The 25,500-nt window shown below is 68.0% G+C and carries 31 protein-coding genes; 10 read left to right on the top strand and 21 right to left on the bottom strand.

Going from position 1 to position 25,500, the window contains the following annotated elements:
- Positions 1-33 precede the first annotated feature (33 nt).
- From E0H45_RS02495 to xseA, 5 genes are all read right to left on the bottom strand, one after another.
- Positions 34-1,674, bottom strand: coding sequence for an SMI1/KNR4 family protein (locus tag E0H45_RS02495; protein WP_131334635.1), 1,641 nt, complete (start codon positions 1,672-1,674; stop codon positions 34-36).
- A 4-nt stretch (positions 1,675-1,678) separates the two neighbouring features.
- Positions 1,679-2,602, bottom strand: coding sequence for a hypothetical protein (locus E0H45_RS02490; protein WP_131334634.1), 924 nt, complete (start codon positions 2,600-2,602; stop codon positions 1,679-1,681).
- Between the two features lie 102 nt (positions 2,603-2,704).
- Complete coding sequence (locus E0H45_RS02485; protein WP_131334633.1) at positions 2,705-3,226, bottom strand: GNAT family N-acetyltransferase; 522 nt, start codon at positions 3,224-3,226, stop codon at positions 2,705-2,707.
- Between the two features lie 14 nt (positions 3,227-3,240).
- Positions 3,241-3,435: an exodeoxyribonuclease VII small subunit gene (locus E0H45_RS02480; protein WP_131337608.1), complete on the bottom strand. Its 195-nt coding sequence runs from the start codon at positions 3,433-3,435 to the stop codon at positions 3,241-3,243.
- Between the two features lie 17 nt (positions 3,436-3,452).
- On the bottom strand, positions 3,453-4,667 hold the full coding sequence (xseA, locus tag E0H45_RS02475; RefSeq protein WP_131334632.1) for an exodeoxyribonuclease VII large subunit: 1,215 nt from the start codon (positions 4,665-4,667) through the stop codon (positions 3,453-3,455).
- 67 nt (positions 4,668-4,734) lie between these two features.
- Between xseA and E0H45_RS02470 the strand changes: the two genes are divergently transcribed.
- Together E0H45_RS02470 and E0H45_RS02465 are read left to right on the top strand one after the other, a co-directional pair.
- Positions 4,735-5,232, top strand: a complete 498-nt coding sequence (locus E0H45_RS02470) for an HAD domain-containing protein (RefSeq protein ID WP_131334631.1) — start codon at positions 4,735-4,737, stop codon at positions 5,230-5,232.
- A 130-nt stretch (positions 5,233-5,362) separates the two neighbouring features.
- Positions 5,363-6,394 carry a 4-hydroxy-3-methylbut-2-enyl diphosphate reductase gene (locus tag E0H45_RS02465; RefSeq protein WP_131334630.1) on the top strand — a complete coding sequence of 344 codons (1,032 nt, stop codon included), beginning with the start codon at positions 5,363-5,365 and terminating at the stop codon, positions 6,392-6,394.
- Here E0H45_RS02465 and E0H45_RS02460 read toward each other — a convergent pair.
- The 3 genes from E0H45_RS02460 to E0H45_RS02450 form a co-directional block, all read right to left on the bottom strand.
- Positions 6,387-7,178, bottom strand: coding sequence for a hypothetical protein (locus E0H45_RS02460; RefSeq protein WP_131334629.1), 792 nt, complete (start codon positions 7,176-7,178; stop codon positions 6,387-6,389). The genes E0H45_RS02465 and E0H45_RS02460 overlap by 8 nt on opposite strands.
- 3 nt (positions 7,179-7,181) lie before the next feature.
- Positions 7,182-7,700 carry a SigE family RNA polymerase sigma factor gene (locus tag E0H45_RS02455; RefSeq protein WP_131334628.1) on the bottom strand — a complete coding sequence of 173 codons (519 nt, stop codon included), beginning with the start codon at positions 7,698-7,700 and terminating at the stop codon, positions 7,182-7,184.
- 81 nt (positions 7,701-7,781) lie between these two features.
- Entirely contained in the window at positions 7,782-8,144 is a 363-nt protein-coding gene (locus tag E0H45_RS02450) for a winged helix-turn-helix transcriptional regulator (protein WP_131334627.1), read from the bottom strand.
- A 77-nt stretch (positions 8,145-8,221) separates the two neighbouring features.
- Between E0H45_RS02450 and E0H45_RS02445 the strand changes: the two genes are divergently transcribed.
- A complete protein-coding gene (locus E0H45_RS02445; RefSeq protein WP_131334626.1) occupies positions 8,222-8,830 on the top strand; it encodes an NAD(P)-dependent oxidoreductase in 609 nt (202 codons plus the stop codon).
- A 69-nt stretch (positions 8,831-8,899) separates the two neighbouring features.
- On the opposite strand, the gene E0H45_RS02440 is transcribed toward E0H45_RS02445, so the two are convergent.
- The 10 genes from E0H45_RS02440 to E0H45_RS02395 all read right to left on the bottom strand — a co-directional run bounded on the left by E0H45_RS02440 (position 8,900) and on the right by E0H45_RS02395 (position 17,359).
- The gene (locus E0H45_RS02440) at positions 8,900-10,015 is read right to left on the bottom strand and encodes an aromatic ring-hydroxylating oxygenase subunit alpha (protein WP_131334625.1); all 1,116 of its coding nucleotides are present in this window, start codon (positions 10,013-10,015) and stop codon (positions 8,900-8,902) included.
- A 7-nt stretch (positions 10,016-10,022) separates the two neighbouring features.
- Positions 10,023-10,472, bottom strand: coding sequence for an SRPBCC domain-containing protein (locus E0H45_RS02435; protein ID WP_131334624.1), 450 nt, complete (start codon positions 10,470-10,472; stop codon positions 10,023-10,025).
- A complete protein-coding gene (locus E0H45_RS02430) occupies positions 10,469-10,804 on the bottom strand; it encodes an ArsR/SmtB family transcription factor (RefSeq protein ID WP_131334623.1) in 336 nt (111 codons plus the stop codon). The genes E0H45_RS02435 and E0H45_RS02430 overlap by 4 nt, the downstream gene beginning before the upstream one ends.
- Before the next feature lie 39 nt (positions 10,805-10,843).
- Positions 10,844-12,037 carry a glycoside hydrolase family 64 protein gene (locus E0H45_RS02425; protein WP_131334622.1) on the bottom strand — a complete coding sequence of 398 codons (1,194 nt, stop codon included), beginning with the start codon at positions 12,035-12,037 and terminating at the stop codon, positions 10,844-10,846.
- 104 nt (positions 12,038-12,141) lie between these two features.
- Positions 12,142-12,768: a HEAT repeat domain-containing protein gene (locus tag E0H45_RS02420; RefSeq protein ID WP_131334621.1), complete on the bottom strand. Its 627-nt coding sequence runs from the start codon at positions 12,766-12,768 to the stop codon at positions 12,142-12,144.
- A 50-nt stretch (positions 12,769-12,818) separates the two neighbouring features.
- The gene (locus E0H45_RS02415; RefSeq protein ID WP_131334620.1) at positions 12,819-13,364 is read right to left on the bottom strand and encodes a mycothiol transferase; all 546 of its coding nucleotides are present in this window, start codon (positions 13,362-13,364) and stop codon (positions 12,819-12,821) included.
- Positions 13,365-13,410: 46 nt separating this feature from the next.
- Entirely contained in the window at positions 13,411-14,580 is a 1,170-nt protein-coding gene (locus E0H45_RS02410; protein WP_131334619.1) for a DNA recombination protein RmuC, read from the bottom strand.
- Between the two features lie 46 nt (positions 14,581-14,626).
- Positions 14,627-15,625, bottom strand: coding sequence for a methyltransferase (locus E0H45_RS02405; RefSeq protein ID WP_131334618.1), 999 nt, complete (start codon positions 15,623-15,625; stop codon positions 14,627-14,629).
- Between the two features lie 30 nt (positions 15,626-15,655).
- Entirely contained in the window at positions 15,656-16,420 is a 765-nt protein-coding gene (locus E0H45_RS02400; RefSeq protein WP_131334617.1) for a polysaccharide deacetylase family protein, read from the bottom strand.
- Between the two features lie 72 nt (positions 16,421-16,492).
- Complete coding sequence (locus E0H45_RS02395; RefSeq protein WP_238154756.1) at positions 16,493-17,359, bottom strand: DUF817 domain-containing protein; 867 nt, start codon at positions 17,357-17,359, stop codon at positions 16,493-16,495.
- A 67-nt stretch (positions 17,360-17,426) separates the two neighbouring features.
- Between E0H45_RS02395 and E0H45_RS02390 the strand changes: the two genes are divergently transcribed.
- Entirely contained in the window at positions 17,427-17,948 is a 522-nt protein-coding gene (locus E0H45_RS02390) for a GNAT family N-acetyltransferase (protein WP_131334616.1), read from the top strand.
- A 43-nt stretch (positions 17,949-17,991) separates the two neighbouring features.
- Positions 17,992-19,068 (top strand): redox-regulated ATPase YchF, encoded by a 1,077-nt coding sequence (ychF, locus tag E0H45_RS02385; protein WP_131334615.1) that lies wholly within the window; start codon positions 17,992-17,994, stop codon positions 19,066-19,068.
- A gap of 22 nt (positions 19,069-19,090) precedes the next feature.
- Here ychF and E0H45_RS02380 read toward each other — a convergent pair whose 3' ends face one another.
- On the bottom strand, positions 19,091-19,357 hold the full coding sequence (locus E0H45_RS02380) for a helix-turn-helix domain-containing protein (RefSeq protein ID WP_131334614.1): 267 nt from the start codon (positions 19,355-19,357) through the stop codon (positions 19,091-19,093).
- A 65-nt stretch (positions 19,358-19,422) separates the two neighbouring features.
- On the opposite strand from E0H45_RS02380, the gene map reads away from it, so the two are divergent.
- Positions 19,423-20,196 (top strand): type I methionyl aminopeptidase, encoded by a 774-nt coding sequence (gene map / locus E0H45_RS02375; protein WP_131334613.1) that lies wholly within the window; start codon positions 19,423-19,425, stop codon positions 20,194-20,196.
- 3 nt (positions 20,197-20,199) lie between these two features.
- Here the strand turns inward: map and E0H45_RS02370 are convergent, their stop codons facing one another.
- Positions 20,200-21,144 (bottom strand): helix-turn-helix transcriptional regulator, encoded by a 945-nt coding sequence (locus tag E0H45_RS02370; protein ID WP_131334612.1) that lies wholly within the window; start codon positions 21,142-21,144, stop codon positions 20,200-20,202.
- 62 nt (positions 21,145-21,206) lie between these two features.
- Between E0H45_RS02370 and E0H45_RS02365 the strand changes: the two genes are divergently transcribed.
- From E0H45_RS02365 to E0H45_RS02350, 4 genes are all read left to right on the top strand, one after another.
- On the top strand, positions 21,207-22,178 hold the full coding sequence (locus E0H45_RS02365; RefSeq protein ID WP_165546336.1) for an ABC transporter ATP-binding protein: 972 nt from the start codon (positions 21,207-21,209) through the stop codon (positions 22,176-22,178).
- A complete protein-coding gene (locus E0H45_RS02360) occupies positions 22,175-22,930 on the top strand; it encodes an ABC-2 family transporter protein (RefSeq protein WP_131334611.1) in 756 nt (251 codons plus the stop codon). Before E0H45_RS02365 ends, E0H45_RS02360 begins: the two co-directional genes overlap by 4 nt.
- Positions 22,927-23,712 (top strand): ABC transporter permease, encoded by a 786-nt coding sequence (locus tag E0H45_RS02355; RefSeq protein WP_131334610.1) that lies wholly within the window; start codon positions 22,927-22,929, stop codon positions 23,710-23,712. The genes E0H45_RS02360 and E0H45_RS02355 overlap by 4 nt, the downstream gene beginning before the upstream one ends.
- A gap of 151 nt (positions 23,713-23,863) precedes the next feature.
- Positions 23,864-24,586: a class I SAM-dependent methyltransferase gene (locus E0H45_RS02350; RefSeq protein ID WP_131334609.1), complete on the top strand. Its 723-nt coding sequence runs from the start codon at positions 23,864-23,866 to the stop codon at positions 24,584-24,586.
- Here the strand turns inward: E0H45_RS02350 and E0H45_RS02345 are convergent.
- Complete coding sequence (locus E0H45_RS02345; protein ID WP_131337605.1) at positions 24,573-25,460, bottom strand: aminoglycoside phosphotransferase family protein; 888 nt, start codon at positions 25,458-25,460, stop codon at positions 24,573-24,575. The two genes, E0H45_RS02350 and E0H45_RS02345, sit on opposite strands and share 14 nt — an antisense overlap.
- Between the last annotated feature and the right edge of the window lie 40 nt (positions 25,461-25,500).

The following is a 25,500-nucleotide window of genomic DNA, read 5'->3' as shown; positions in this document are numbered from 1 at the left end:
GCTCTGGTACGTCCTGTTCTTATGCACAGGTCGCTAGTGCTTGAACTTGCCTTTGATGGTGAGGATGTCGCTTGCCTTGCCGGTCAGGGTTTCTGCCCATTCGAGGGCGTCGGCCATCGTTGGGCGGCGGGTCTTCTCGTAGGCCCTGTCGAACGACCAGTAGAACTTCCGTTCCTGCCGTGGCTCCTCGGCGAGTTCGGCGATCGCCAGCGACGCGGGCAGCGACTGGCCGGCCAGGAACGCCTGCCACTGCGGGCGCAGCATCCTCAGGTAGCGCAGGCTGGTCAGCTGACCTAAGGCGGACACGTCGGCGGCCGGCGCGTCGGCCAGGTCGAGGGTGTGCAGGTTCGGGCAGGACGCCAGTGGTCGCAGGTCAACCGGCTTCGCGCTGCGCAGAACGACCTGGCCGACAGCCGGATGCCCGTGCAGCCCGGACAGATCGATCGTGTCGGTTGCCAGCGACAGCACCTCGATCGACGTGTCCTGCAGCGGTGACAGGTCGAGCCCCGCGCAGTTGTGGATCGAGAACTTCACCAGCGCCGGTGCCTCACGTACCGGTCCGAGATCGACCCAGGGCGCGTCGTGCACCAGCAACTCACGCGTCTCCGCGGTGACCCCGCGGACCGGCCCCGCGTCCCGGCCGCTGACAGTGAGCCGGCATGTGTCGTCGTACCGGCGCTGGTAGTGGTAGGCGTCGCCCGAGTTGATCCACAGTCCGCCGTCCTCGTCGCGCTCGATCCGGTCGGAGCGCAGCGCGTCCGCGTGTCTGCGGATCAGTTCGGTCACCGACTCCGCGACGTAGATCGGACCGTCGTGCTGGTGACGCCCGATCATGATCACCTGACCGGGCCGCCCGTTCGGGCCGGGGGACAGATCGACGGCGAGGTAGTCGCCGAAGGTGTCGGTGGCGAACGGGATCCAGGCCGGATGATCGCCCACCCGCCGAATCGCCCCCGGCGGCCCGAACTCGGTCACGAACGAGTTGTGGACAAAGCGCCGCCACCCTCGCGTGACCCACCAGTGGTCCGAGCTCACCTCGCTCAGCATCTCCAGACCGAACCACGCGAAGCCGTGGAACTGCACATGCCCGCCCCCGCCGTCGGCAACGGCGTACAGCGCACTGAGGTCGCGGGGCAAGGCGAAGTCGAGGATGATCTCCTCGCGTTCCCATTCCTCCAGCGGCGGTGGAAGATCCGGCACGTCCGGCAGGTCCAGCGCCGCCTGCAGCAGCCGTTGGTATTCGTTGAACAGGGCAACGGCTTCGGCCGGATCCCCGGCCTCGCCGGCGGCGGGATGCGGGGTGTCGAGAGCAGGCGGCTCGGCTTGCGGGTCCAGCAGGTACCGGTAGCCCCGGTCGTCGGCGCGATCGAGCCGCTCGCTCAGAATCGCGCGAAAACGACCGCGGGCTTCCAGTTCCAGATCGATCGTGAGGTGATCTGTTGCCCCGAGCAACGTATGCAGGGCGCACAGATTCGGGTGGACGTCGATGTCGCTCGCGCCGTGCCCGTTCAGGGCGTCGGGCAGGAAGCCGAAACCACGATGCCCGGACGCGCCTTCGCCGAGCGCATACCCGTGCAGTTCGGCGCGCTTCCACCCTCGAGGGGCGGCACCGGCGATCTGCTCGGCCAGCTCGGTCAGTGCGGCGGCCGCGGCGTCCTCACGATCTGTGTGCACGCAACTAGCCGCGGTTTCCCAGGAGCGCCAGCGCGAGCTCGTGCTGTTCCTGCGACGGCGGCCGCGTCCACGTGTACCCGGAGCGCCCGTCCTCCAGCATCTGCGCCATCACGACGGACAGTACGTCGCGCGGTTCGGCGTGCTGCATCTGCGGCCGCGCGTCGTTGTAGTGCTTCACCACGCGGTCGAAGCAGAAGACCAACGTGTTGATGTACTTGCTCTTCTCCGCCTCGGCCTTGTTGTACGCCGCGACGTACTCCGGGTCCTCCGCCTTCATGACCTCGCGCATGACGTCCAGCCGGTTGTTCAGCTCGGGCTGCGGGCCGGAGGTCGCGTACGCGTCCTCGTACATCTGGGCCACGTGCGACGGGCTCTTGGCGAGGACGCCCATCGTGACGAAGCCCTTGTCCTCGTCCGCGTAGCCGCCGGCGAACTCGTGGTCCACTCCCTGCGCGCGCGTCGCGGACATGATCGCGTCGGTGAAGGCGTACTTGTCCATGCCGTCGACCTGCTCGACGTCCTCGCCCATCCACTCGTCGTCGTAGTAGAGGATGCCGTCGGTTTCACCATCTGCGGCGTCCGTCATCAGCTGCTGTACGGCGCCTGCCGGATCCTGTACGGCGGCCGGCCCCATCGCGGCGAACCGCTCGGTCATCCAGAACAGCGAGATCAGCATCATCGGGCTGTACACCCGCAGGATGCCCTCCTCGCGCATCGGGTAGCAGCCGCGCTCGTCGTCGTACGCCTCGAGGCCGGCCATGAACGCCTTCTCCTGCTCCGGCGTCAGCGTGAGCTCCCACGCCCACTTCTGCTCGGCGTGGAACTTGTAGAAGTCCTCGCCCTTCAGCGGATCGCGGATCTTCAGGAACCAGAAGACGAAACCGGCAAGTCCGAGGACGAGTACGCCGATCACGATGAGCGCGATCATATTGGTAAAACCTCCACATGATGAACCAGATCTAGGAAAGTGGTTCACCGTAGTGATGGATCAGGTCACCGTCCGAGGAATCGTTCCGGTTTTGCGGAACCTTCACACCAGGGGTGCGGTCAGCCTGATCTCGGGGAGGTTGCCGAGCGAGGAGTGGGTGCGGTCGGGCGTTTCCGTGAACCCGTAGCGCGTGTAGAAGCGGCGCGCGCGGATATTTGCCTCGAGCACCCATAGTCGGACAGTGGTGCAGCCGGCATCGCGGAGATCAACGCAGGCGGCGTCGGTCAGGGCGCGGCCGGCGCCAGTTCCCCAGTGGTCGGGATGGACGAAGAGTGCGTACAGCTCACCGGTGTTCGGCGGCGCTGCCTCATCACGCTCCGACCCCACACCGGCGTACCCGATCACTTGCTCGCCCGCGACTGCGACGTACAGGCGTGAGCGTCCGGCTGCGATGCTGTTCGCCCACGAGGATGCGATGGAGGCCGGGTCCATGGCGTCCAGGAAGTCCTGGGGGACGAGACCTGTGAATGCCGCTCGCCAGCTGGCCACGCGGGCGTCGGCGGCGCCGAGCAGATCCTCCGGCCGTGCCGGTCGAATCGCGAGGCTGCAGGGCGGGACGGGCATCGGTTCCGCGGTGGTCAGTTGGTCTTTTCCTCGTGGGCGGCTTGGGCCTTGGTGAGGCGTTCGCGGGCGCCGTCCAGCCACCGCTGGCAGGTGCCGGCGAGTTCCTCGCCGCGCTCCCACAGTGCGAGGGACTCCTCGAGGCTGGTGCCGCCGGCCTCGAGTTTGCGGACCACGTCGACGAGCTCCTCGCGGGCCTGCTCGTAGGTCATCTCGGGTCGGTCGCCGCTCACTTGTCCTCCTCGGACTTGACTTCGACCGCGAAGCGGCCGTCACTGACCCGCGCCTGCAGCAGATCACCCGGCGCCACCTGCGCCACTTCCCGTACGGCGGTGCCGTCGGCCAACTGCAGCACCGAGTACCCGCGCTCCAGCGTCGCCTTCGGGGACAACGCCCGCACGCTCGCCAACCGGTGCGCGATGTCGTCGCTCGCCCGGTCGAGCCGATGCGTGAGCGTACGCCGATTGCGCTCGACCAGGGCCGTGATCTCGTCGGACCGCCGCTGCAGGTCCGACACCGGCGCCGCCAGTGCCGGCCGCGAACGGATCGCCGCCAGCGCGTGTGCCTCGCGATCCAGCCAGGACCGGATCGCCCGGAGACCGCGCTCGCGCAACTGCCGTACGCCGTCGAGTTCCTCGCGCACGTCCGGCACGATCCGCTTCGCCGCGTCGGTCGGTGTCGACGCCCGCAGGTCCGCGACCAGGTCGAGCAGCGGCGAGTCCGGCTCGTGCCCGATCGCGCTCACCACCGGCGTACCGGTCTTGGACACCGCTCGGATCAGACCCTCGTCGGAGAACGGCAGCAGATCCTCCAGCGACCCGCCGCCGCGCGCGATCACGATCACCTCGACCGAGTCGTCCGCGTCCAGCTTCCGCAGCGCGGTCATCACCTCACCGGCCGCCGACGGGCCCTGCACCGACGCGTACTCGATCCGGAACGCGACCGCCGGCCAGCGCCGCTTCGCGTTCTCGAGTACGTCGCGCTCCGCCGCCGAGTCCCGCCCGCAGATCAGCCCGATCGTGTGCGGGAGGAACGGCAGCTTCTTCTTCCGGTACGGCTCGAAGAGGCCCTCGGCCGCGAGCAACTGCTTCAACCGCTCGATCCGGGCCAGCAGCTCGCCGATCCCGACGTGGCGGATCTCGCTGACCGCGAGCGCCAGCGTGCCGCGGCGAGCGAAGAAGTTCGGCTTGGCGTGCACCAGCACCCGCGAGCCGTCGCGGACGTCGACCGCCTCGAACACGCGCCGGTTGCAGGTGAACCGCAACGAGATGTCCGCGTCGGTGTCCCGCAACGTCCCGAAAACCGTCGTCGTACCGCGCCCGATCGAGACGTCCGTCAGCTGCCCCTCGACCCATACGGCACCGAGCTGGTTGATCCAGCTCGCGATCCCGTTCGCGATCGTCCGCACGGCCGCAGGCGCTTCCGGCGAGGTCTCCAAAGCCACCCCCAGACCCTACGACCCCGCACCGACATTCCCTAAGAGGCTGTCTGAGGGACTCTAACGTTGAGTAATGCGCCCACTCCTGCTGCTGGATTTCGACGGCCCGCTCAACCCGCACCGGGCCGAGGGAGTCCCGCCGGGGTACGAGCGGCACGAGATCACTGAAGGTGTGAAGACCTGGCGGATTCTGCTCAATCCGTTGCACGGGGTGGAGCTCAACGCGCTCGCGGACAGCTTTGACCTGGTGTGGGCCAGTAGTTGGGAGCACGGCGCCAATCGCCTGCTTGGACCCCTGCTCGGTCTGCCTGAGCTGCCGACGATCCTCTGGCCCGATCGCACCCCGGTTCGCCGGGGTTCCTGGAAAGCGCCGTACGTCGCGGACTGGGTCGGCGACCGTCCGTTCGCGTGGGTGGACGACGAGGTGGGCGACGTCGAGCGAGACCGCTTCCCGGAGGCATTGATCCTTCCGGTCGACGCGCGGGGCGGGCTGACCGATCGGCATTTCGGCGTACTGCGGGAGTGGGTCCGAAAACCCTTTGCGTACAAGGCGTTTCCAGGCGATTCTTGAGGAGCAGGTACACCTCCCGCGGAGGAGCCGTCCGGATAGGGCGGACGGCTCCCCGACGTACGTTGCCCTGGCCCCTGGTATCGCAGCTGCCGTGACGCCGCTCACAAATCACGGCCCGTACCATGGGGACGTGACTTCTCAGCCTGGTGACACCGGTACCGCGACCGCGACGAGGACCAAGCGGGTGCTGCTTGCGGCCCCCCGTGGGTACTGCGCGGGTGTTGACCGGGCCGTGGTGGCGGTGGAGAAGGCGCTCGACCTGTACGGGCCGCCGGTCTACGTGCGCAAGGAGATCGTGCACAACAAGTACGTCGTACAGACGCTGCAGAAGCGTGGTGCGATCTTCGTCGACGAGACCGACGAGGTGCCCGAGGGCGAGACGGTGATCTTCTCCGCGCACGGCGTCGCCCCGGTGGTGCACGAGGAGGCGGCCGCGCGGCAGCTGAAGACCATCGACGCGACCTGCCCGTTGGTCACCAAGGTGCACCACGAGGCGAAGCGGTTCGCGGCGACCGACTACGACATCCTGCTGATCGGCCACGAGGGCCACGAGGAGGTCATCGGCACCTCCGGCGAGGCCCCCGACCACGTCCACCTCGTCGACGGCCCGGACGACGTACCGAACGTCACCGTCCGTGACCCCGAGAAGGTCGTCTGGCTGTCCCAGACCACGCTGTCGGTCGACGAGACGATGGAGACGGTACGGCGCCTGCGCGAGCGGTTCCCGCACCTGCAGGACCCGCCGAGCGACGACATCTGCTACGCCACCCAGAACCGTCAGGCCGCGGTCAAGAAGCTGGCCCCGGAAGCCGACCTGATGATCGTGGTCGGCTCCCGGAACTCGTCGAACTCGGTGCGCCTGGTCGAGGTCGCGGTCGAGCACGGCGCGAAGGCCGGCTACCTGGTCGACTTCGCCGACGAGATCGACGAGGCCTGGCTGGACGGCGTCGACTCGGTCGGTGTCAGCAGTGGTGCGAGCGTGCCGGAGGTGCTGGTCCGCGACGTCCTGCGCTGGCTGGCCGAGCGCGGGTACGGCGACGTCCAGGAGGTCACCACCGCGGAGGAGAGCCTGACGTTCGCCCTCCCGCGCGACCTCCGCACCGACCTGAAGGCCGCCGGCCTCCCCACCACCGGCACCTCCGACCACGCCTGGACTATTTGACCGTCACCTTGGCGGTCTTGGTGGTCGTGAACCCGCCCTTGGTGTTGCAGTACGACACGACGTAGCGCAGCGTGTACGTCCCCGGCTTCGTGTAGGTGTGCGTCTCGATCGAGTACGTCTCGCTACCGGTCCTCCGGGTCTTGCCGCCGCACTGCACCGCGCCGCCGTCCGAGCCGCCCTGCTCCCCGTCGCCCCAGTAGTACTGCGTGCCGCCGGAGAGGTTGAGGAACGAGGTGTCGGCGGGCAGGTCCTTCCCGTCCGCCCTGGGCACGATGACGGTGCCCGAGACCGTCACCTTCACCGCGACGGTGCGGCCGGTGATGGTGGGCTTGAGAACGACGCCGACCTGGATCGGGTGCGCCGGCGGCTGAACCGGTGGCGGCGTGTTGGTGGTGCCGGCCCCGGTTGTCGTCGTACCGGTCGGCCGCTCGGAGCCCGTGGGGGTACCCGGCGTACCGGTCGTCGTCCGATGCGTGCTCCCGGTCGTGGCCGAACTGGCCGTGGTCGGTGCGGTTGTCGACGGCGTACCGGTCGGCGGGCCCGTGACGACCGTCACGGGTGCGCTCGGGCTGTTGGTGATCGGCGGGCTGCTGTTGAAGTCCGCGAGGTTGCCAGCGGCAACAGCGACGGCAACTACCGCGGCCGCGGCCAGGGTCAATGCGCCGGCCGTACGACGGCGCCGGGCGGTCCGGACCCGGGCGAACACGGACTCGCTCGGCATCGCGCTGGGTGGCGGCGGGTCGGCGACGAGCCGTTCGAACTGCTGCTTGAGATCGTCGGTCATGGTTCAGCCCTCCTTCTGGGCCGGAGCGGAAACGGCGGCGACGAGGTGGTGCTCACGGAGTTTGGCCAGTCCGCGGGAGACGTTCGACTTCACGGTGCCGACCGAGCAGCCCATGATCTGGGCGATCTCGGCCTCCGGAAGGTCCTCGAAGTACCGCAGGACCAGCGTCGCGCGGGTCCTGCGGGGGAGTCCGGCGAGTGCCCGCAGCAACAGGTCCCGGTCGTCGACCGAGCCGTACTGCTCGCGTGCCTGCGGTTCCGGCAACTGCTCGGTCGGTGTCTCCCCGCGCCACTTCCGGCGCCACCACTGCGTGCTGGTGTTCACCATCACGGTCCGGGTGTAGCTCTCCAGCGCGCTGCTGCTGCGCAACGAGTTCCGGTGGAACCACACCTTCGTCAATGCGGTTTGCACCAGGTCCTCGGCCAGGTGCCATTCACCGGTCAGCAGGTAGCCGAACCTCTGCAGTGCGGTGAACCGCCCGTCCACGAACTCAGCGAATTCGTGGTCGCGTCCTGGATCCATTCCAACCCCCATCTCACTCAACTCGGTCAGCCTTGAGATGGCGTGACCCGAAGGAAAGGTTGAGCGGTGAGCTGGATGATCTCAGGCGGGTTCGTCGTACCGCTGCTGCGCCCTGGTGATTGCGGGCACGTGGGTCTCTGCCCAGTCGGTGATCACGCTGATCGGCTCGATCAGGGACGCGCCCATCGGGGTCAGGGTGTAGACGACGCGCGGCGGGATCTCCGGGTAGACCTCGCGGGTGATCAGGCCGTCGCGCTCCATCCGGCGCAGGGTCTGGGTGAGGACCTTGGGCGCGACCCGGCCGATGCCGTCGCGGAGCTCGGTGAAACGGAGCGGGCCGCTGCGCAGGCTCAGGACGACGAGCACCGTCCACTTGTCGCCGATCCGGTCCAGGATCGTGCGGGTCGGGCAGTTCGGATCGAACGCGTTGCCTTTGGTTACCACAAGGTACTTATAGCACGTTGAAGTAGCCAGTTACCAATAGATACCGTCGAGGTCAGGTCAACAGACAAGGAGTAGAGATGAAGATCGCGGTCTTCGGTGCGAGTGGAATGGTCGGCAGCCGGGTGGCGGCCGAGGCGGTCGGTCGCGGGCACGAGGTGGCCGGCGTGACGCGCTCCGGCGGAGAGCTGCCGGACGGCGTCCGCGCGGTGCAGGGGAGCGCGAACGACGTCGCGACCGTCAAGGAGCTGGCGGCGGACTCGGACGCGCTGGTCGCGGCGATCGGGCCGAGCCGCACCGGCGGCGACCACCAGGAGTACCTGGACGCGGTCGACACCCTGATCGCCGCGGTGCGGGGGACGGCGACCCGGTTGTTCGTGGTCGGGGGCGCCGGCAGCCTGGTGGTCAACGGCAACCGGGTGGTGGACGGGCCGGACTTCCCGGCCGAGTACAAGAACGAGTCGCTGACCGTGTCGCAGGCGCTCGAGAACCTGCGCGCGAGCGACGTGAACTGGACCATGCTGTCCCCGGCCTTCGTGATCGCCCCCGGTGAGCGCACCGGCGTCTTCCGCCTCGGCCAGGACGAGCCGATCGGCGACCACATCTCCGCCGAGGACTACGCAGTAGCCGTGATCAACGAGGCGGAGCAGCCGGCCCACAACCGCCGCCGCTTCACGCTGGGCTACTGACTGGGGATAGGCGTGGGGGACTGGGAACAGGCTATTGCTAGTGCCCAGTCACAGGCGGGTGTTCCCGCTTCAGGTGCTGAGCGGCTTGCCGAGGTAGCCGCGGGCGAGCATGGTCACCCATTGGTAGACGGCGTCCTCGGCGGGTGCCAGCGGGCCGGGGCGGAAGTGCGGGGACTCGGCGCCGCGCTGGACCGACTCGCAGGCGGCCCAGTCCTCGCGGTTCGTGATGTCCCAGAACTCCACGGCGTACGACGGGTCCGTCACCTCGGGCCGGAAGTACCAGGAGCACTCGATCGCGGTCAGGCCGGGTGTGCGCGGCTCGAGGCGATGGGTCATCACGTAGTCGGGATGCAGTGAGATCAGCAGGTTCGGGAACAGTCCGAGGTAGTTGACCTGACGCGGGTCGACGCCGGGGATCGGGACCCCGAGCGACCGGCCGTCGAGCGACATCGTCTCGGCGTCCGGTCGCAGGTCCATCAGCCCGCCGACCCACGCGCCGGGCAGGTTCCAGTTGTCGCCCGACGTCGGCGGCGACACCTTGCACAGCTCGGGATGGATCAGCGGGCAGTGGTAGCACTCGTGGTAGTTCTCCACGATCGTCTTCCAGTTCGCCGCCACGTCGTACGCGTGCCGCGCCTTCAGTACAAGGGTTTCCGGCGCGTACGGCGCGACGAGGTCGGTGAGCCCGCCGACATGCTCCTCGAACGCCGCCGCCGTACCGGTCGCGTTCACGAACAGCCAGCCGTGCCACACCGCGGCCGGCAGTTCGACCAGCCCGTACGGCGACGTGTCGAAGCAATCGCCCATCCGCGGCGCGGCCTTCACCGACCCGTCGAGCTCGTACGACCACCCGTGGTATGGGCACACCACGGCTCGCCGGTCACTCGTCTCGTCCCGCTGGAGCAGCTCGTGACCGCGATGCCGGCAGGTGTTCGCGAACGCCCGCGGTATGTCCCCGAACGTGACGACGGTCGCGATGTCGCCGATGGTGACCTCGCGGTACGTCGTACCGTCGGACAGCTCGTCGACGCGGCCGAGGCACGTCCAGGTGCCGGCGAAGAAGTGCCGGCGTTCCCAGGCGAGCACCTCCGGATCGACGTACGCCGCTCGCGGCAGCATGACCGATTCACCATGCGGCCGCAGCGAGGCTTCCAGTGCGCGCGCGTCAACGGGAGGATTCGCCATCCATCCACTATCGGGCGTGTTCGACGTACTTGCCCAGCACAAAGTCCCAACCCGTGTCGTAGCTGAGGCGGGCCCGGCCGCCGTCGCCGCGGCGCTCCCAGCCGGAGTGCACGAGCTGGACCTGTGTGCCGCCGTCGGTCGCGTCGAACGTCACCGTGACCTGCCCGGCTTCCGACGGGTCCTGGCCGGGGTGCCAGCTGAAGCTCAGCGACTTCGGCGGATCCCAGTCCGACAGGGTGCCCCAGGTGGCGATCTCGCCGTCGGCGCCGTACTCGACGATGCGCCCGCCGACGGCGCCCTCCAGCCGTACCTCGTTCGCCGCTGCCGCGCCGACCGAGTGGCTGAACAACGGCCACCACGCCGACGTCTCCGCGGTGAACGCCTCGAACGCCCGGTCGACCCCGACCGGTACGACGACGGTCTTCACCAATGGCGAGATGTCTTGTTCCACAGTCATTTCCCCTCCTCGGTCCGCTGTACGTGGTCGGCGTACGCCTGCAAGGCGTCGCCCCAGAACTGGTCGAGCCAGCTGCGCAGCTCGCCGAGACCGGCCTGATGGACCCGGTAGATGTTGCGGGTCCCGCGCGACTCGTGCTGCACCAGACCGACCGCGCCGAGCACCTTCAGGTGCTGCGAGATCGCGGGCCGGCTGACGGGCACGCGCTCGGCCAGTCCACCGACCGAGCACGGCCCGCCAGTACGCAGCGTCTCGAGGATCACCCGGCGCGTCGGGTCGCCGAGCGCGTCCAGCACCGGTCCGGCAGCTTCGAGTGATCCGTAAGTTCCCACGAACGGTAAGTTGCCACTAACCGAAGCAGGTGTCAAGCCTCAGTTGAACGGATCGAGGATCAGTCCGGCCTGCTGCGGGTTCCCGTCGTGGACGAGTGCCTCGTGGTTGCCGACGTCGTCGAAGGCGAACCCGTACGCGTGGCCGTCGGCCATCTGGGAGTGGATGATCTTCGAGTACTGGTTGGTGACCGCGTCCTGGTAGAAGTTCGCGTCGTTGGGGTCCGGCTGGTTCGGGTTCGTCAGCAGCGTGGAGCGGTTGTAGCCGGCGCACAGGGTGCGCGAGATCGGGCCGCGGATCTGGTCGTTCGGTGCGTCGAGCAACTTGAAGCAGCCGAACACGCTGGCCGAGTCCGGCTTCTGGAACGACGTCACGACAGCGCCGGAGCTGTTCGTGAAGTTCATGACGCCGCCGGACACGCGACCGAAGTACTTGGTGTTCGGCTGGTCGCCGAACGGCGTGACCGTCAGGGTCTCCGAGCTGTACTTCGACCACACACGGTTGATGTAGTCGTCCATGGCGCTCGCCGGGAGCGCCCCGGTCTCGACGCCGAACAGCGGGGAGAGCGCGCGAAGGACCGAGCCGTCAGGTGCCGTCTGGATCAGGCCGCCCCATCCACCGGGGGCGTTGCGGAGACCGTTGTAGACGGCGTTGTAGCCGCCGGACTTGAGGTGGCCGGTGGTCTTCGTGGACCCGTCGCCGGCCTTCACGCTCACGGCGTACGGCGCCGAAACCATGTCGACCTGCGTGCTGTTGATCCACAGGCCGCTGTCGTTGAGCGTGTACTCCGACCAGTGGAACAGGATGTTCCGGTTCGGATCGCTCGGGTTCTGTACGGCGGGCTGCACGAGGCCGCCCGTGGTGAGCTGGAAGACGAGCTTCTGGCCGTAGGAGAAGTACACGCGGCCGGAGAACTTCGGCATCTGGATCGTGACGGACTGCCCGTTGGCGGGTCCGGCGATCGACGCGTCCGGCGCCGGGGTCGGCGGGTTGCCGCCGGCCGGCCAGGCGTGGAACGTGCCCGAGGTGTCGGCCCAGCCCTGCTGCCCGGTGGCCAGGTTCGTGCCCAGGTTGTAGATGTAGACCGCGTCGCCGCGGCCGGAGTTGTTCGTGATCGTCAGCGGAATCGTCGCCGGTACGGCTGCGTCGGCCGACCGTTCCGGGGCCGCCGACAGCACGCCGGCCACAGCCACCGCAGCCGCGACGACACCCAGGACTCTGGTTCTGAAGCGCATTCTTCCTCCTCACGTCGCCCCCCGAGAGAGCGCTCTCATCGTTTCGCGAGAAGGACACCGACTGTCAACACCTCACTACTGTCGGCTTTCCGACAGCAGGCTGGTCAGTTGCCGCTGCCGCCGAGTGGAGCAGCAGTGCTGTCGCGGACGATGTCGAGGGTGGTCAGGGCCTGTTCCCTGACGGCGAGATCGTTCTCGGTCTCGCTCACGTAGGTCAGCAGCGGCACAAGCTCAGGCCAGTCCAGAAGAGAGGCGGCGAGCAGAGCGTTCCGCCGGACCAGAGGTTCGGGGTCGTGCAGGGCCCAACGCAGCAACCCGTACGACGTACTGTCGAACGCCCTTCCCGCGTAGTTGACGCCCAGGCGACGCAGAGCACGCATGAGGGCCGCATCGTCGCGGGTGCTCGCCGTCAACTGTGCCAAGGACTGGTCGGAATGAAGGGGCAGTTCGCCGCGCAACCAGTCGGCGAACGACTCTGGATCGTCTCCTTCGACCGCCAGATAGTCGACCTGGAAGCGCTGGTCCTCGATCCAGTGGACCACCACTGTCTCGATCTCTTCGCTGTCCTCGGGACTATCGGCGTCGACCAGTCCGAGAACCCACGCCAGCTCCTCGATCGGTCCCTCGGGCACGGTCACCTCCGCAGGTGTCCAGCCCTGTTCCTCGGCGAAAGCCTGGATGTCCTCTCGTCCGAACGGACCGCGGGGAATGAGTTGGATGAGGGGCGCCATCTCGGCACCATACGACCCCTCAGGAGTCACCCCACGAGGTCCTTGAGGCGCTAGGGGGCGGGTACGCCTTCGCCGGTGAGGCCGTCGATGGATTCGCGGATCAGGTCGGCGTGGCCGGTGTGGCGGGCGTACTCCTCGATGAGGTCGACGAGGATGTAGCGCAGGCTGGGAGAGTCGCCGTTGCGGCCTTTGTATTGGGCCAGTTGGTCGACGCCGCCGTTCGCGAGGACCTCGGCGACCGCGGCGCGGGAGCGGGCGACCGCCGCCTGCCACAGGTCCATCAGTTCCTCGGGCGAGTCGTCCGGCGCGCTGTGCCACTCCCAGTCGGGGTCCGCGTCCCAGTCGACCGAGTCCCAGGGAGCGCCGAGTTCTTTGCCGAGGAGCCGGCGGGTGAAGTACTCGTCCTCGACCAGCGCCAGGTGCTTGAGCAGCCCGCCGAGCGTCACGGTCGACGGCGGGTGCTGCTTGTTCAGGCCGGCCGAGTCCAGGCCGCCGCACTTCCAGGCGAAGGTACGCCGGTTGCGCTCGAGCGCCCCCAGCAACGTGTCGGCCTCGGGTCCGGCGACCGGCGGCTCGGTGAGCGGTGCGTTGTCCATGGCAAGGACCCTAGTGCCGGTTCCGGACGATAACCGTCCGGAACATTCAGCCGGTCTGTGACGGTGGCCACCGCCTCGTGGTCGGTGACTCGTCCAGCGCGACGAACTCGGGTGCCGTGAGCGGTCGCACGGACGCTTCGATCGACTCCATCGCGGTCAGCTCGGACTCGGTGACGTGCAGGTCGCGGAGCTTGCGCGCGGTGATGAACACCCGGCGCTCGAACGACCCGACCGTCCCGTTGTAGGCCTCCACCGCCGACGTGAGCGACCGCCCGACGCGGCCGAGGTGGTCGCCCATCGTGCCGAGTCGCTCGTACAGCTCCCGGCCGAGCTCGAAGACCTGCTGCGCAGACTCTGTCAACGCCGACTGGTTCCACGCGTACGCCGCCGCGCGCAACGTAGCGATCAGCGTGGTCGGCGTCGCGAGGATCACCCGGCGTTCAGCGGCGTACTCGAGCAGCGAAGACTCGACGTCGAGCGCAGCCGACAGGAAGGACTCGCCCGGCACGAAGAGGATGACGAACTCCGGCGACGGGGACAGCCGGGTCCAGTACGCCTTCGCGGCCAACTGGTCGACATGGGTCCGCAGGTGCCGCGCGTGCGCCCGCAACCGGTCCTCGCGGTGCTCCGCGTCGTCGGACTCGCTCGCGTCGAGGAACGCGGCCAGCGGCACCTTGGAGTCGACGACGATATTCTTGCCCTCGGCAAGCCTCACCACGAGATCCGGCCGCAGTACGCCGTCCTCGGCGACCGTCGTCGTCTGCTCGGTGAAGTCGCAGTGGGCAACCATTCCGGCGAGCTCGACGGTGCGACGCAGATGCAGCTCACCCCACCGGCCGCGCACCTGCGGCTTGCGCAACGCGGTCGACAACGAAGCCGTCTCGCGGCGCAACGCCTCGCCGCTCATCCGCACCTCGTTCACCTGCTGATGCAGCTGGCTCTGCCACGCCGCGCGGCCCTGCTCGAGCTGATTCAGCTGTGCGTGCAGGCGATCCAGCGCTTCCTTGACGACGGCCTGCCCGCCCATCTGCTGGCCGACACTCGTCCGCTCCTGCGTCAGCTCGACCACCCGATCCTCGGCCGCATCCCGCTCAGCCGTGATCCGCGCCAGCGCAGCACCGTCCCGGCCGCGCACCCACAGCACGCCGAACACAGCACCCAGCAACAGCCCCACCACGAGGAAGAGCAGGATCAGTAACACCGTCGTACCGGTCATGTCACAGATAGTGCCGAACGCCACCGACAGTTTCTGCGAACCACGCCTATGTGCGCGGTGCCGCCTCGAGGATGAATGCTGTGCCGGCGGTGGGAACTGTGGCGACGAGGTCGAGGTCGGCTGCGGCGAGGAGGGCGCGGTACTCGTCCGTCGTCCGCTCGCGGCCGCCGGTCATCACGAGCATGTTGAGGTCCGAGAACGCCGTACGCACGGGATCCGGCGACTCGTCCAGCAATTGCTCCACCAGCAGGAGCCGGCCGTGGGCAGGCATCGACCTCCGGCAGGTACGCAGGATCTCGATCGACTCGGCATCCGCCCAGTCGTGGATCACCGCCTTCAGCAGGTGCGCGTCACCCTCGGGCACGGCATCGAAGAAGTTGCCGCCGACCACGAGACAACGCTCCGCCAGGCCCGCTGCGGACAGCAGGTCGTGGGCGCCCGCGACCACGTCAGGCTGGTCGAACAGCACGCCGCGAACCGATTGGTACCGCGACAGGATGCCGATCAGCAGGCGGCCTCGCCCGCCACCGACGTCGACCAACGTCTCGTACCGGCTGAAGTCGTAGGCGTCGACGACCGCGTCGGCCATCGTCTCCGACATGGAGGTCATGGCCGCGTCGAAGGCCGTTTGCTCCTCGGGATGCTTCGCGCGGTACTCCCACACCGCCTCGCCGTGGACCGCCGGGAACGCGGTCTCACCGGTCCGGATGCTGTCCTCCAAACCGGTGTACGCCTGCCAGTGGGAGCCCTTGCCGATGAAGCGCGCCCAGCCGGCGACCGAGCGCGGTACGTCGGTCCGCAACGCCGTACCGAGCTCCGTGTTGGTGTACTTGCCGTCGTCGACGGCGTACAGCCCGAGAGCGGCCAGCGCGTGCATCAGGCGCGTCAACGCCCCGGTGTCCGTTCTGGTGGACTCTGCGAGCTGGGCGAGGCTCTTCGGGCCGTCAGCGAGTACGTCGCTGATTCCGAGCGTGGCGGCGACGTGCACCGCTTGAGATACCTGATACCCACTGGTCAGGCGGTGCAGTTCCCGGGAAGCATCCATGGCTCAGTGTGCGGCCCGGAGCGCCCGACGTCAGCAGTTCATCGCGGGGAACGTGTAGCCCTGCGCCTTCAGGAGTGGGAGGACCTTGTCCAGGGCGGCGACGGTCTGCGCGCGGTTGCCGCCGCCGTCGTGCATCAGGATGATGTTGTGGTTGTGCGCGTGGGTGAGGATGTTGTGCACGATCGCGCTCGTCCCCGGTCGGGCCCAGTCGCGCGGGTCGACGTCCCACAGCACCTGGACCATGCCGGCCGCCTTGATGTCGGCGCGGACCTTCGGGTTCGAGGCGCCGTACGGCGGCCGGAAGCAGGTCGACTCCGGTCCGTCGAAGATCTCGTGGTGCCGCTTCGCCGGTGCGACCGCGGTCAGCTGCGGGTGCGTGATCGAGTGGCTGCCGATCGTGTGGCCGGCGGCAAGCACCTGCTCACGCAGCCCCGGGTGCGCGGTCTGCATCGAGCCGAGCTCGAAGAACGTCGCGTGCGCGCCGTACTTCTTCAGGACCTGCAGAACCTTCGGCGTCCAATACGGGTCCGGCCCGTCGTCGAAGCTGAAGAACAACACCTTCTTGTTGCCGGAGGCAAGTGCTGCGGTCGGGTTCGGAGCCGGCTTGCGCGGTGTCGACGGCGGCGCGTTCAGCGTCGGCGTCTCGGTGGGCGTCGGGCTCGGCGTCGTGGTCTGCGTGGTCGCGGCGGCCGGTCGTGGTTGCCGTTCGTGCCCGAGCGCCAGGACCAGCAACGAACCGATGACGACGGCCAGCGCCACCCCGGTCGCGACGAATGCGGCGAACTTTCGGGACATGACTTTCCCCTTGCAGCTAAGGCGGTTCCCCAGTTGCGCCCCCTCAGGCGCCCTCACACTCCTGAAGACGCCTTACCCCTCAGCTTGGTTGGCCTTTTCGTGTTGCGGTGAGATCTCGACTGTTGCGGTTCCGCCGCGGTGGTACAGCCGGCCCTCCAGTGACTTCACGCTCGCGACCAGCACGAAACTCATGCTCACCAGCAACGACCACGCGCCGAACTTCGCCGGATGCACGAGGCGCCACACACTCACCTGGTCCGGATAGTTCCACGCGTCGAGGAACGTGCCGAAGTTCTCCGCGATCCACAGGAAGAATCCGATCAACGCGAACGACAACGCCAGCGGCATCCGGTAGCGCCGTACGCCGACCGTGAAGAAGACCCAGGTACGGCGCAACACGAAGAGCAGACCGAGCGCGATCGGGATCCGCAGGTCGGGGATCCACTGATGGGTGAAGAAGTTCGCGTAGATCAGCACCGCGAAGACCGTGGTCAGGATCGGGCGGTAGTTGCTCACCCGGAGGTCGAACCGGCGCCACGCCTGACACAGGTAGCTGCCGACCGCGGCGTACATGAACCCGGCGAACAGCGGCACTCCGGCGAACTTCGTCACCGCGTCGCCCGGGTACTGCCACGAACCGACCCGGACCTTGAACAGCTCCAGCCCGAGCCCGACCAGGTGGAACCCGAAGATCACCGCGACCTCACGCCAGGTCTCCAGCCCCACCACCCAGAACAGCAGCGTCAGGCCGAGGCAGTAGATCAGCAAGGCGTCGTACCGGGCGATCGGCAGGTCGACGTACTTCGAGATCGCCAGGCCCGCGAACAGGAACCCGGGAAACAGGCACGACACCACCTCCAGCCACCCGAAACGCAGGAACTGCAGGCATCCGAACACGAAGCGTGAGGGAAACCCGATCCGATCCGTCCAAGTGGTCACAGGATGGAGACGTTGCTTGCGATCGCCTGGTTCGCGGAAATAGGAACAGCCTTGGGAGGTGGCGAGCATGGTGGTCTTCGAGACGGATCGGCTCGTGGTGCGCGAGTGGTCGGACGCTGACGGCGACCGCGTGTTCGACATCTACCGGCGCTGGGAGGTGTCCCGCTGGCTGGGCGCCGAGCCCCGGGTGATGACCGATCGCGGTGCGGCGTCGAAGGCCATCATGCGGTGGAACGAGCGCAGCCGCGAGGCGCCGTACGGCGTCTGGGCCGTTGAGGAACGGGCCACCGGGACGATCGCGGGGACCGTACTACTCGTCCCGCTGCCCGACCCGACGGACGGCACCGCCGGCCGCGGCGAGGTCGAGGTCGGCTGGCATTTCCACCCGGACGCCTGGGGCCGGGGGCTGGCGACCGAGTCGGCGCGGGGCGCGATCGAGCACGGGTTCAAGGCCGGGATCGGGCAGATCCACGCGGTCGTCCGCCCGGACAACAGGGCGTCGCTGGCCGTCTGCAACCGCCTCGGCATGCGCCCGATCGGCCGCACCAACCGCTGGTACGGCGCCGAACTCGAGGCCTACCTGATCTGACGGATTGGGGTACGACGGGGTTACCCGCGTAACCTTGCCTCCCGTGGCACTCACCATCGGAATCGTCGGGCTCCCGAACGCGGGCAAGTCCACCCTGTTCAACGCGCTGACCAAGAACGACGTACTCGCCGCGAACTACCCGTTCGCGACCATCGAGCCGAACGTCGGAGTGGTCGGTGTCCCGGACCCGCGGCTGGGGAAGCTCGCCGAGCTGTTCAGCTCGCAGAAGGTGATTCCCGCCACCGTGCAGTTCGTCGACATCGCCGGCATCGTCCGCGGCGCGTCGGAGGGTGAGGGCCTGGGGAACAAGTTCCTCAGCCACATCCGCGAGTCGGACGCGATCTGCCAGGTCACCCGGGTGTTCCGCGACGACGACGTGACGCACGTCGACGGCAAGGTCTCGCCGGCCGACGACATCTCCACCATCCAGACCGAGCTGATCCTCGCCGACCTGCAGACCGTCGAGAAGGCGATCCCGCGGCTGGAGAAGGAAGCCCGCCTGAAGAAGGAGTCGGCGGTCGTCCTGGAGGCGGTGCGGGAGGCGCAGAAGCACCTCGAGGCGGGTACGCCGATCATCGCCACCGGAGTGGACCGGGACGCGATCCGCGAGCTGATGCTGATGACCGCCAAGCCGTACCTGTACGTCTTCAACTGCGACTCCGACGAGCTCGCCGACGAGGACCTCAAGCAGAAGATGCGGGACCTGGTCGCGCCGGCCGAGGCGATCTTCCTCGACGCGAAGTTCGAGGCCGAACTGGTCGAGCTCGGCGACGAGGACGAGGCCCGCGAGATGCTCGCCGAGATGGGCATCGACCAGCCCGGTCTCGACGTACTGGCGCGCGTCGGGTTCGACACGCTGGGCCTGCAGACGTACCTGACCGCCGGTCCCAAGGAGTCCCGCGCCTGGACGATCAAGCGCGGCGCCACCGCCCCCGAGGCCGCCGGTGTCATCCACACCGACTTCCAGCGCGGCTTCATCAAGGCCGAGATCGTCTCCTTCGACGACCTCATCGACGCCGGCTCCATGAACGCCGCCCGCTCCGCCGGCAAGGTCCGCATGGAAGGCAAGGACTACATCATGCAGGACGGCGACGTAGTGGAGTTCCGCTTCAACGTCTGATGCTCGAACCTTCTTGGATGGTCTAGGAGACCAGGCGTTTTGGTTCGGTTCGGTTGACCTCGGTCCACAAGGTGTCGAGGGACAGGCCGAGGACGTCGGCGATGGCGGCGATGGTGGGGAAGGCCGGGGTGGCTACGCGGCCGGACTCGATTTTGCGGAGGGTTTCGGGGGAGACACCGGCGTCGAGGGCGGTCTGGAGCATCGAGCGATCGCCTCGGGCGCGGCGGAGCAGGGTGCCGAGGCGCTCTCCGCGCTCGACCTCCGCGGGGGTGAGCGGGAGCCGGACCATGATCCGATGATAGTACCGGGATAATATGGCCGGTATAGTTATTGGATGGACACGAGAGGCCGCGCATGATCGAGATCCTGGACCCCCGCCAGTTGGCCCAAGCGAAGGAATCGGGCGCCTTGGTCGGTGGCATTCTGCAGACGCTGAAGAGCCGGACCGCGGTCGGCACGAACCTGCTGGACATCGACCAGTGGACGAAGGCCCTGATCGCCGAGGCCGGCGGGCAGTCCTGCTACGTCGACTACGAGGCGTCGTTCGGACGCGGCCCGTTCGGTCACTACATCTGTACGGCGGTCAACGACGCCGTACTGCACGGAAAGCCGTCCGACTACCAGCTCGCCGACGGTGACCTGCTGACGCTCGATCTCGCCGTCTCCCTGGGTGGGATCGCGGCGGACGCTGCGATCAGCTTCATCGTGGGTGAATCGAAGGCGCCCGAGGACGTCGCGATGATCACCACGACCGAACGCGCACTGGCCGAGGGGATCGCGGCCGCCGTTCCCGGGGCCAAGATCGGCGACATCTCGCGGGCGATCGGGACTGTGCTGAGCGCGGCCGGGTACCCGATCAACACCGAGTTCGGCGGCCACGGCATCGGTTCGACGATGCACCAGGACCCGCACGTCTCGAACACGGGCCGCCCCGGCCGCGGCTACAAACTCCGCCCCGGCCTGCTCCTCGCCCTCGAACCGTGGGTCATGCAGGACACCGCCGAGCTCATCACCGACGAAGATGGCTGGACCCTCCGCAGCGTCACCGGCTGCCGCACCGCCCACACCGAACACACCATCGCCATCACCGACAACGGCCCCGAAATCCTCACAAAGGCGCAGAGCTGAGTGTCAGTGGGAGTTCGCGATCTGCTGGGCGGCGTTGTGGACCAGGGTTATCAGTTCCGGTGGGGCGATGACTTGGGCTGCGCCGGCTTGGGCTAGGACGGCGGCTTGGGCTTCGTAGAGGTTCTCGAGGTCGGCGTGGACGATCCACCAGTTGTCGTCCGCGGGCAGCATCGGGGCGGTTGGGCGGAAGCGGCGGACGGCGTGGTCGCGGACCTTCAGGACGATCGGGTACGACGGGCGCGAGGCCTGGAACTCGCGCTGGGACTGGGCCCAGTAGGCGGCGAGGTCGAAGTCGGCTGGTCTGGTGAAGATGTTGTTGGTGAGCTCGGCCGAGGTCAGGCGGGACAGGCGGTAGGTGCGGAGGCGGCCGTCGGTGCGGGCGGCGACCAGGTACCAGGTGCGCGCCTTGGCGACCAGCCCGAGAGGCGAGATCGCAAACGGCCCGCGCCGCGGACCGTCGTCGGTGGATTCGCCGTAGCTGATTTCGAGGCGGCGTTCCTCCCAGACGGCTTGGCGGCAGAGGTCCAGCCAGCGCGGGGTTTCGCGGCGGTCGTCCCAGCCGGCGTGGTCGATCAGGAGACGCTGCCGGGCGTACTCGGCCTCGCGGCGAGTGCCTTCAGGAAGTGACGCGATCAGCTTCGTGACCGCAAGGTCGCTGGAGGCGTCGAGGCCGAGGTCGGCGAGCACGTGGGCCGTCGCGCCGACGAACACCGACATGACCTCCGACGGCGTCAGCCCGGTCAGCCGGCTGCGGTAGTCGGGCAGCAGCGTCCACCCACCGGCGCGCCCGCGGATCGAGTACACCGGAACACCGGCGAGGCTCAGCGCATCCAGGTCGCGCTGGATCGTGCGTGGCGAGACGTCCAGCGCGGCGGACAATTGCGCGACCGTCGACTGACCGCGTGTCTGCAGGTGCAGCAGCAGTCGGAGGAGCCGTTCGGCGCGCATCCTCCGACTATCTCAGGAAAACAAGCCAGAAGCTGGCGTCTTTTCCTCCTACGGTCGCCACCATGACTGCTGCAGTGGAGGTGGAAAACCTCTCGATGTCCTACAAGGCTCCGGTCCGCAAAGGCGGGCTGCGGGCGGCGTTCGGTTCGCTGGTACGCCGCGAGTACAAGACGGTCCAGGCCCTCGACGAGGTGTCGTTCACGATCGCCCCGGGTGAGGTCGCGGGGTTCATCGGCCCGAACGGCGCCGGCAAGACCACGACGATGAAGATCCTCTCCGGGATCCTGCACCCGACCGGCGGCGCGGTTCAGGTCCTCGACACTGTCCCGTGGCAACGCCGCTCCGCCTTCCTCAAGCGGATCGCGTTCGTCCGCGGCAGCCAACCGGTCGGCGGTTCGCAGGAGCTGACCGTGATGGACTCCCTCGAGTACCAGCGCCTGCTGTACGACGTCCCGCGCGCCACGTTCCGCCGTACCCTGGCCGAGCTCGAAGCGCTCCTCGACCTCGAACCGCTGCTGGAGCGGCAACTTCGCGCGCTCAGCCTAGGCGAGCGGATGCGGGTCGGGCTCGCGATGGCGCTGATCTACCGCCCCGAGGTGATGTTCCTGGACGAGCCGACGATCGGTCTCGATGTCAGCGCCGCGAGCCAGATCCGCGAGTTCGTGCAGGAGTACGTCGAACAGACCGGCGCGACCGTGCTCCTGACCAGCCACTACATGGCCGACGTCGCGTCCCTGTGCCCGCGCCTGATCCTGATCGACAAGGGCAAGGTCCAGTACGACGGTCCGCTCGCGGAGCTGTCCGCGCGGCTGTCGCCGTACAAACTGATCCGGATCTCCACGCAAGGGGACCCGTCACCGTTCGGTGAGGTGGTCGACAAGGCGGACGGGCGGTGGGTTCTCCGGGTGCCGCGGGACGAGGTCGCGGGTACGACGGCCCGTTTGCTGCAGGCGTTGGAGGTCGTGGACCTCGCGGTGGAGGAGCCGCCGCTGGAGAAGGTCATCGACCAGGCGTACCGCGAGGGGTTGCGATGAGAACCGCGGTACTGCTCGGGTTCCGGCTCCGTCAGGAGGTGCTGGAGTGGTCCGGCGCGTGGTGGTTCCTGCTGACCCTCGTGGTGCAGGCTGTGGTCGCGCCGCTGATCGGGTTGTTCGTGTGGTCCGCGGTCTATCCGGGTGATCCGGCGATCGCGCGGTACTACGTCGCGATCATCCTGGTCACGCTGATGACCGAGTCGTTCGAGCAGCACACGTTTTCCGAACGGATCTACAACGGGACGCTCAGCCACGAGCTGCTCCGCCCGCAGCCGGTGGTGGTCGGCGTGATCGGCATGAACCTCGCGATTCGTGCCTGGCTGACGTTGCTCGGGGCACCGATCGTGCTGCTCACGGGGATCGCGTTGCAGGTCGGGTTCGACTGGTGGGCGGTGGTGCGGAGTACGCCGTACCTCGTGCTGGCCGCGGTGCTCGTCTTCCTGTGGACGTTCCTGTTGTCGCTGACGGCGTTCTGGACGGATCGGGTACATGCGGTGGTGGGGTTCGGTAGCCAGTTGGTGTTCCTGTTCGGCGGTACGGCGGCGCCGATCGGGTTGCTGCCGGACGGGTTGCGCCGGGTTGCGGAGGTGCTGCCGTTCTACGGGATGAACGGTCTGCCGGCCGAGATCGCCGCCGGAACGCGGAGCGGTGGATCGCTCCTCTATCAATTGGTGTGGGTGGTCGTGCTGGTCGGTGTGGTCATGGTCCTGTGGAGAGCCGGCATCCGTCGGTACACGGCGGTGGGCTCATGAAGCTCCTTCGTCTGCTGGCAGCAGGCTTCTCGATGTCCCTGCGCCGAAGTGTGGCCTTCCGCGTCAACCTCGTCTTCGATGTGGTGCTTGCGTTCACAGGTTTGGGTACGGCGATCGCGGCCGTGCTGATCGTGTTCACCCGGGCCGACACGTTGGCGGGCTGGTCGAAGGCGGAGTTCCTCGTCCTGATCGGCACATATCAGCTGATCACCGGTCTGCGGACGACGTTCATCGATCCGAACCTGTCGTGGTTCCCCGAGACCGGGATCCGCGAGGGGAAGCTGGACGGCTACTTGCTGCAGCCGGCTCCGAGCTTGTTCCTGTCCAGCTTGTCGTTGTCGTCACCGCTGCAACTGATCCAGGTTGTCCTCGGCGCCGGCGTGCTGACCTGGGGGATCGGGATTGCCGATCGGTCGCCTGGTGCCGCTGGAGTGGTGAGCTGGTTGGTGCTGGTCGTGGCAGGGACCGTAGTGACCTGGGCGTTGAGCGTGCTGCTGGCGTGCTTGGCGTTCTGGGCGCCGAAACTGCAGTTGGACGTCTTCTACCACTCGGCCTGGCAACTCGGCCGCTACCCGACGGACGTCTTCGCCCGCCCGCTTCGCATCCTCCTCACCTACGTCTTCCCGATGGCGCTCATCGCAAGCGTCCCGTCAACCGCCCTACTCCGCGGCCCTCAACTCGGTGTACTACTCGCCGGCGTGCTCGCAGCAGCAGGTGCAGCCGCGCTAGCAGCGCTGGCTTGGCGCGCCGGGTTGAGGAGATACACCGGCGCGACTTCGTGAGAGGCGTGCGCTAAGGACAGGAGGTGTGCCCGATTCGAGGGCGCTCCGATGTCCGGTCAGGCGTGCCGGCGGCTATACGTAGACATGTACGTCCTGTTCTTAGGTACAAAAACAGTGGATGGACCGAGGGCATCGGGTTACGGTCGCGGGCATGGTTGACGCTTTGTTCGGGGAGCCTCGGTTGGCGGCGGTTTATGACGCGCTGGATCCGGATCGGGGGGATCTGGAGCACTACGCGGCGATCGTGGGGGAGTTCGGCGCCGCGAAGGTCCTGGATGTGGGGTGCGGGACGGGCGAGTTGGCCTGTCTGCTCGCCAGTAGCGGCGTGGACGTCGTCGGAGTGGATCCGGCGGAGGCTTCACTGGTGGTTGCTCGGGGCAAGGAGTTTGCGGAGCGGGTGCGGTGGATCCACGGGGATGCGACCACGTTGCCGCCGTTGCAGATGGACCTTGCGCTGATGACGGGGAACGTGGCGCAGGTGTTCCTGACGGACGAGGAGTGGTCGGCGACGGTGCGTGGGGTGCGGGCCGCGTTGACCGAGGGTGGCCGGTTCGTGTTCGAGACGCGGGATCCGGCGCGTCGCCAGTGGGAGGAGTGGACCCGCGAGCGTACCCATCAGGTACGGGAGGTTGCGGGCGAGACGGTGGAGGCCTGGGGCGATCTGCTGTCGGTTGAGTTGCCGTTCGTCACCTTCCGCGGCACGTACGTGTTCTCGTCGGACGGCGCCGTACTCACGTCGCAGTCCACCCTGCGGTTCCGCGAGCGGGACGAGGTCGAGGAGTCGCTGGTCGCGGCCGGGTTCGTGGTCGACGACGTACGGGAGGCTCCGGATCGGCCCGGGAAAGAATGGGTGTTCGTCGCTAGGGCGATTTGAGCAGTGCGGTCAGAGTGTGGTGCGCGGTGCGGGACATGATCGGGTTGGTTTCGACGTAGTACCAGAGGCAGCCGATGGCCTGGGCGAACGACCAGCCCATGCCGCGGCGCCACTCGGCCTCGTCGCTGCCGAGCGCAACGCGGAAGGCCGACCGGGCGGTGGGATCGAGGAGGTTCCACGCGGGCTGTAGATCCATCGCGGGGTCCGAGACCGTGAAGGTGCCGACGTCGATGACACCGGCCAGGCGGCCGTCCTTCGCGAGCAGGTTGCCCGGCATCAGGTCGCGATGCGTCCAGGCGTCCGGTTCGGTACGCGGCGTCGTCCGTAGGTCGGCCCACAACCGGGCCAGCTCGTCCACGTCGATCATCCCGCGGCTGCGCTCCAGCCCGTCCGCGACGTACTCGTCCTGCGAGGTCAGCACCCCGCCGCGCCACGAGCCCGTGAACATCCGCCCCTCGGTCGGCTGCGCCCGCAGCGCCAGCACGAACAGTGCGAGATCCTCGGCGAAGGCGGCCGACCCTGCGACGTCCGCGTCGTACGCGATCGTCCCGTCCACCCAGGTCTGCACCGCCCACGGCAGCGGATAACCCGAGGCCGGCGCCCCGATCGCGATCGGCTCCGGAGTCGGGTACGGCGACATCGCGTGCAACCGCCGCGCGGCATCCGCCTCGTCCTCGAGCTCCCGCTGCACCGTCGCCACATCGCCGGGCAAGATCGGGAACCGGGCGACCAGTTCATCGCCGATCCGGAACAACGCGTTGACGGTCCCGTGGGACGGTACGGCGCGGACCGCGAGCTCGCTCCACTGCGGGAACTGCTCCTTGACGAGCCCTTCGACCAGTCCGACCGTCACATCCAGTTGCCCCTCGTGCATCACGCCCAGAAGTATCCGGGAGTGCCCAGAGCGGCGCACA

The sequence above is a fragment of the Kribbella soli genome, from assembly GCF_004331345.1.
Classification (GTDB): domain Bacteria; phylum Actinomycetota; class Actinomycetes; order Propionibacteriales; family Kribbellaceae; genus Kribbella; species Kribbella soli.
Note: the sequence above shows the minus strand (reverse complement) of the source record. Positions and strands in the feature narration are given on the sequence as shown.

Excerpts from the sequence above, each read along its gene's own strand:
- E0H45_RS02490 (WP_131334634.1), bottom strand. The coding sequence starts at position 2,602 with ATGATCGCGCTCATCGTGATCGGCGTACTCGTCCTCGGACTTGCCGGT.
- E0H45_RS02485 (WP_131334633.1), bottom strand. The coding sequence starts at position 3,226 with ATGCCCGTCCCGCCCTGCAGCCTCGCGATTCGACCGGCACGGCCGGAG.
- E0H45_RS02480 (WP_131337608.1), bottom strand. The coding sequence starts at position 3,435 with ATGACCTACGAGCAGGCCCGCGAGGAGCTCGTCGACGTGGTCCGCAAA.
- E0H45_RS02470 (WP_131334631.1), top strand. The coding sequence starts at position 4,735 with ATGCGCCCACTCCTGCTGCTGGATTTCGACGGCCCGCTCAACCCGCAC.
- E0H45_RS02460 (WP_131334629.1), bottom strand. The coding sequence starts at position 7,178 with ATGACCGACGATCTCAAGCAGCAGTTCGAACGGCTCGTCGCCGACCCG.
- E0H45_RS02455 (WP_131334628.1), bottom strand. The coding sequence starts at position 7,700 with ATGGATCCAGGACGCGACCACGAATTCGCTGAGTTCGTGGACGGGCGG.
- E0H45_RS02445 (WP_131334626.1), top strand. The coding sequence starts at position 8,222 with ATGAAGATCGCGGTCTTCGGTGCGAGTGGAATGGTCGGCAGCCGGGTG.
- E0H45_RS02440 (WP_131334625.1), bottom strand. The coding sequence starts at position 10,015 with ATGGCGAATCCTCCCGTTGACGCGCGCGCACTGGAAGCCTCGCTGCGG.
- E0H45_RS02435 (WP_131334624.1), bottom strand. The coding sequence starts at position 10,472 with ATGACTGTGGAACAAGACATCTCGCCATTGGTGAAGACCGTCGTCGTA.
- E0H45_RS02425 (WP_131334622.1), bottom strand. The coding sequence starts at position 12,037 with ATGCGCTTCAGAACCAGAGTCCTGGGTGTCGTCGCGGCTGCGGTGGCT.
- E0H45_RS02420 (WP_131334621.1), bottom strand. The coding sequence starts at position 12,768 with ATGGCGCCCCTCATCCAACTCATTCCCCGCGGTCCGTTCGGACGAGAG.
- E0H45_RS02415 (WP_131334620.1), bottom strand. The coding sequence starts at position 13,364 with ATGGACAACGCACCGCTCACCGAGCCGCCGGTCGCCGGACCCGAGGCC.
- E0H45_RS02410 (WP_131334619.1), bottom strand. The coding sequence starts at position 14,580 with ATGACCGGTACGACGGTGTTACTGATCCTGCTCTTCCTCGTGGTGGGG.
- E0H45_RS02405 (WP_131334618.1), bottom strand. The coding sequence starts at position 15,625 with ATGGATGCTTCCCGGGAACTGCACCGCCTGACCAGTGGGTATCAGGTA.
- E0H45_RS02400 (WP_131334617.1), bottom strand. The coding sequence starts at position 16,420 with ATGTCCCGAAAGTTCGCCGCATTCGTCGCGACCGGGGTGGCGCTGGCC.
- E0H45_RS02390 (WP_131334616.1), top strand. The coding sequence starts at position 17,427 with ATGGTGGTCTTCGAGACGGATCGGCTCGTGGTGCGCGAGTGGTCGGAC.
- E0H45_RS02380 (WP_131334614.1), bottom strand. The coding sequence starts at position 19,357 with ATGGTCCGGCTCCCGCTCACCCCCGCGGAGGTCGAGCGCGGAGAGCGC.
- map (WP_131334613.1), top strand. The coding sequence starts at position 19,423 with ATGATCGAGATCCTGGACCCCCGCCAGTTGGCCCAAGCGAAGGAATCG.
- E0H45_RS02370 (WP_131334612.1), bottom strand. The coding sequence starts at position 21,144 with ATGCGCGCCGAACGGCTCCTCCGACTGCTGCTGCACCTGCAGACACGC.
- E0H45_RS02365 (WP_165546336.1), top strand. The coding sequence starts at position 21,207 with ATGACTGCTGCAGTGGAGGTGGAAAACCTCTCGATGTCCTACAAGGCT.
- E0H45_RS02360 (WP_131334611.1), top strand. The coding sequence starts at position 22,175 with ATGAGAACCGCGGTACTGCTCGGGTTCCGGCTCCGTCAGGAGGTGCTG.
- E0H45_RS02355 (WP_131334610.1), top strand. The coding sequence starts at position 22,927 with ATGAAGCTCCTTCGTCTGCTGGCAGCAGGCTTCTCGATGTCCCTGCGC.
- E0H45_RS02350 (WP_131334609.1), top strand. The coding sequence starts at position 23,864 with ATGGTTGACGCTTTGTTCGGGGAGCCTCGGTTGGCGGCGGTTTATGAC.
- E0H45_RS02345 (WP_131337605.1), bottom strand. The coding sequence starts at position 25,460 with ATGCACGAGGGGCAACTGGATGTGACGGTCGGACTGGTCGAAGGGCTC.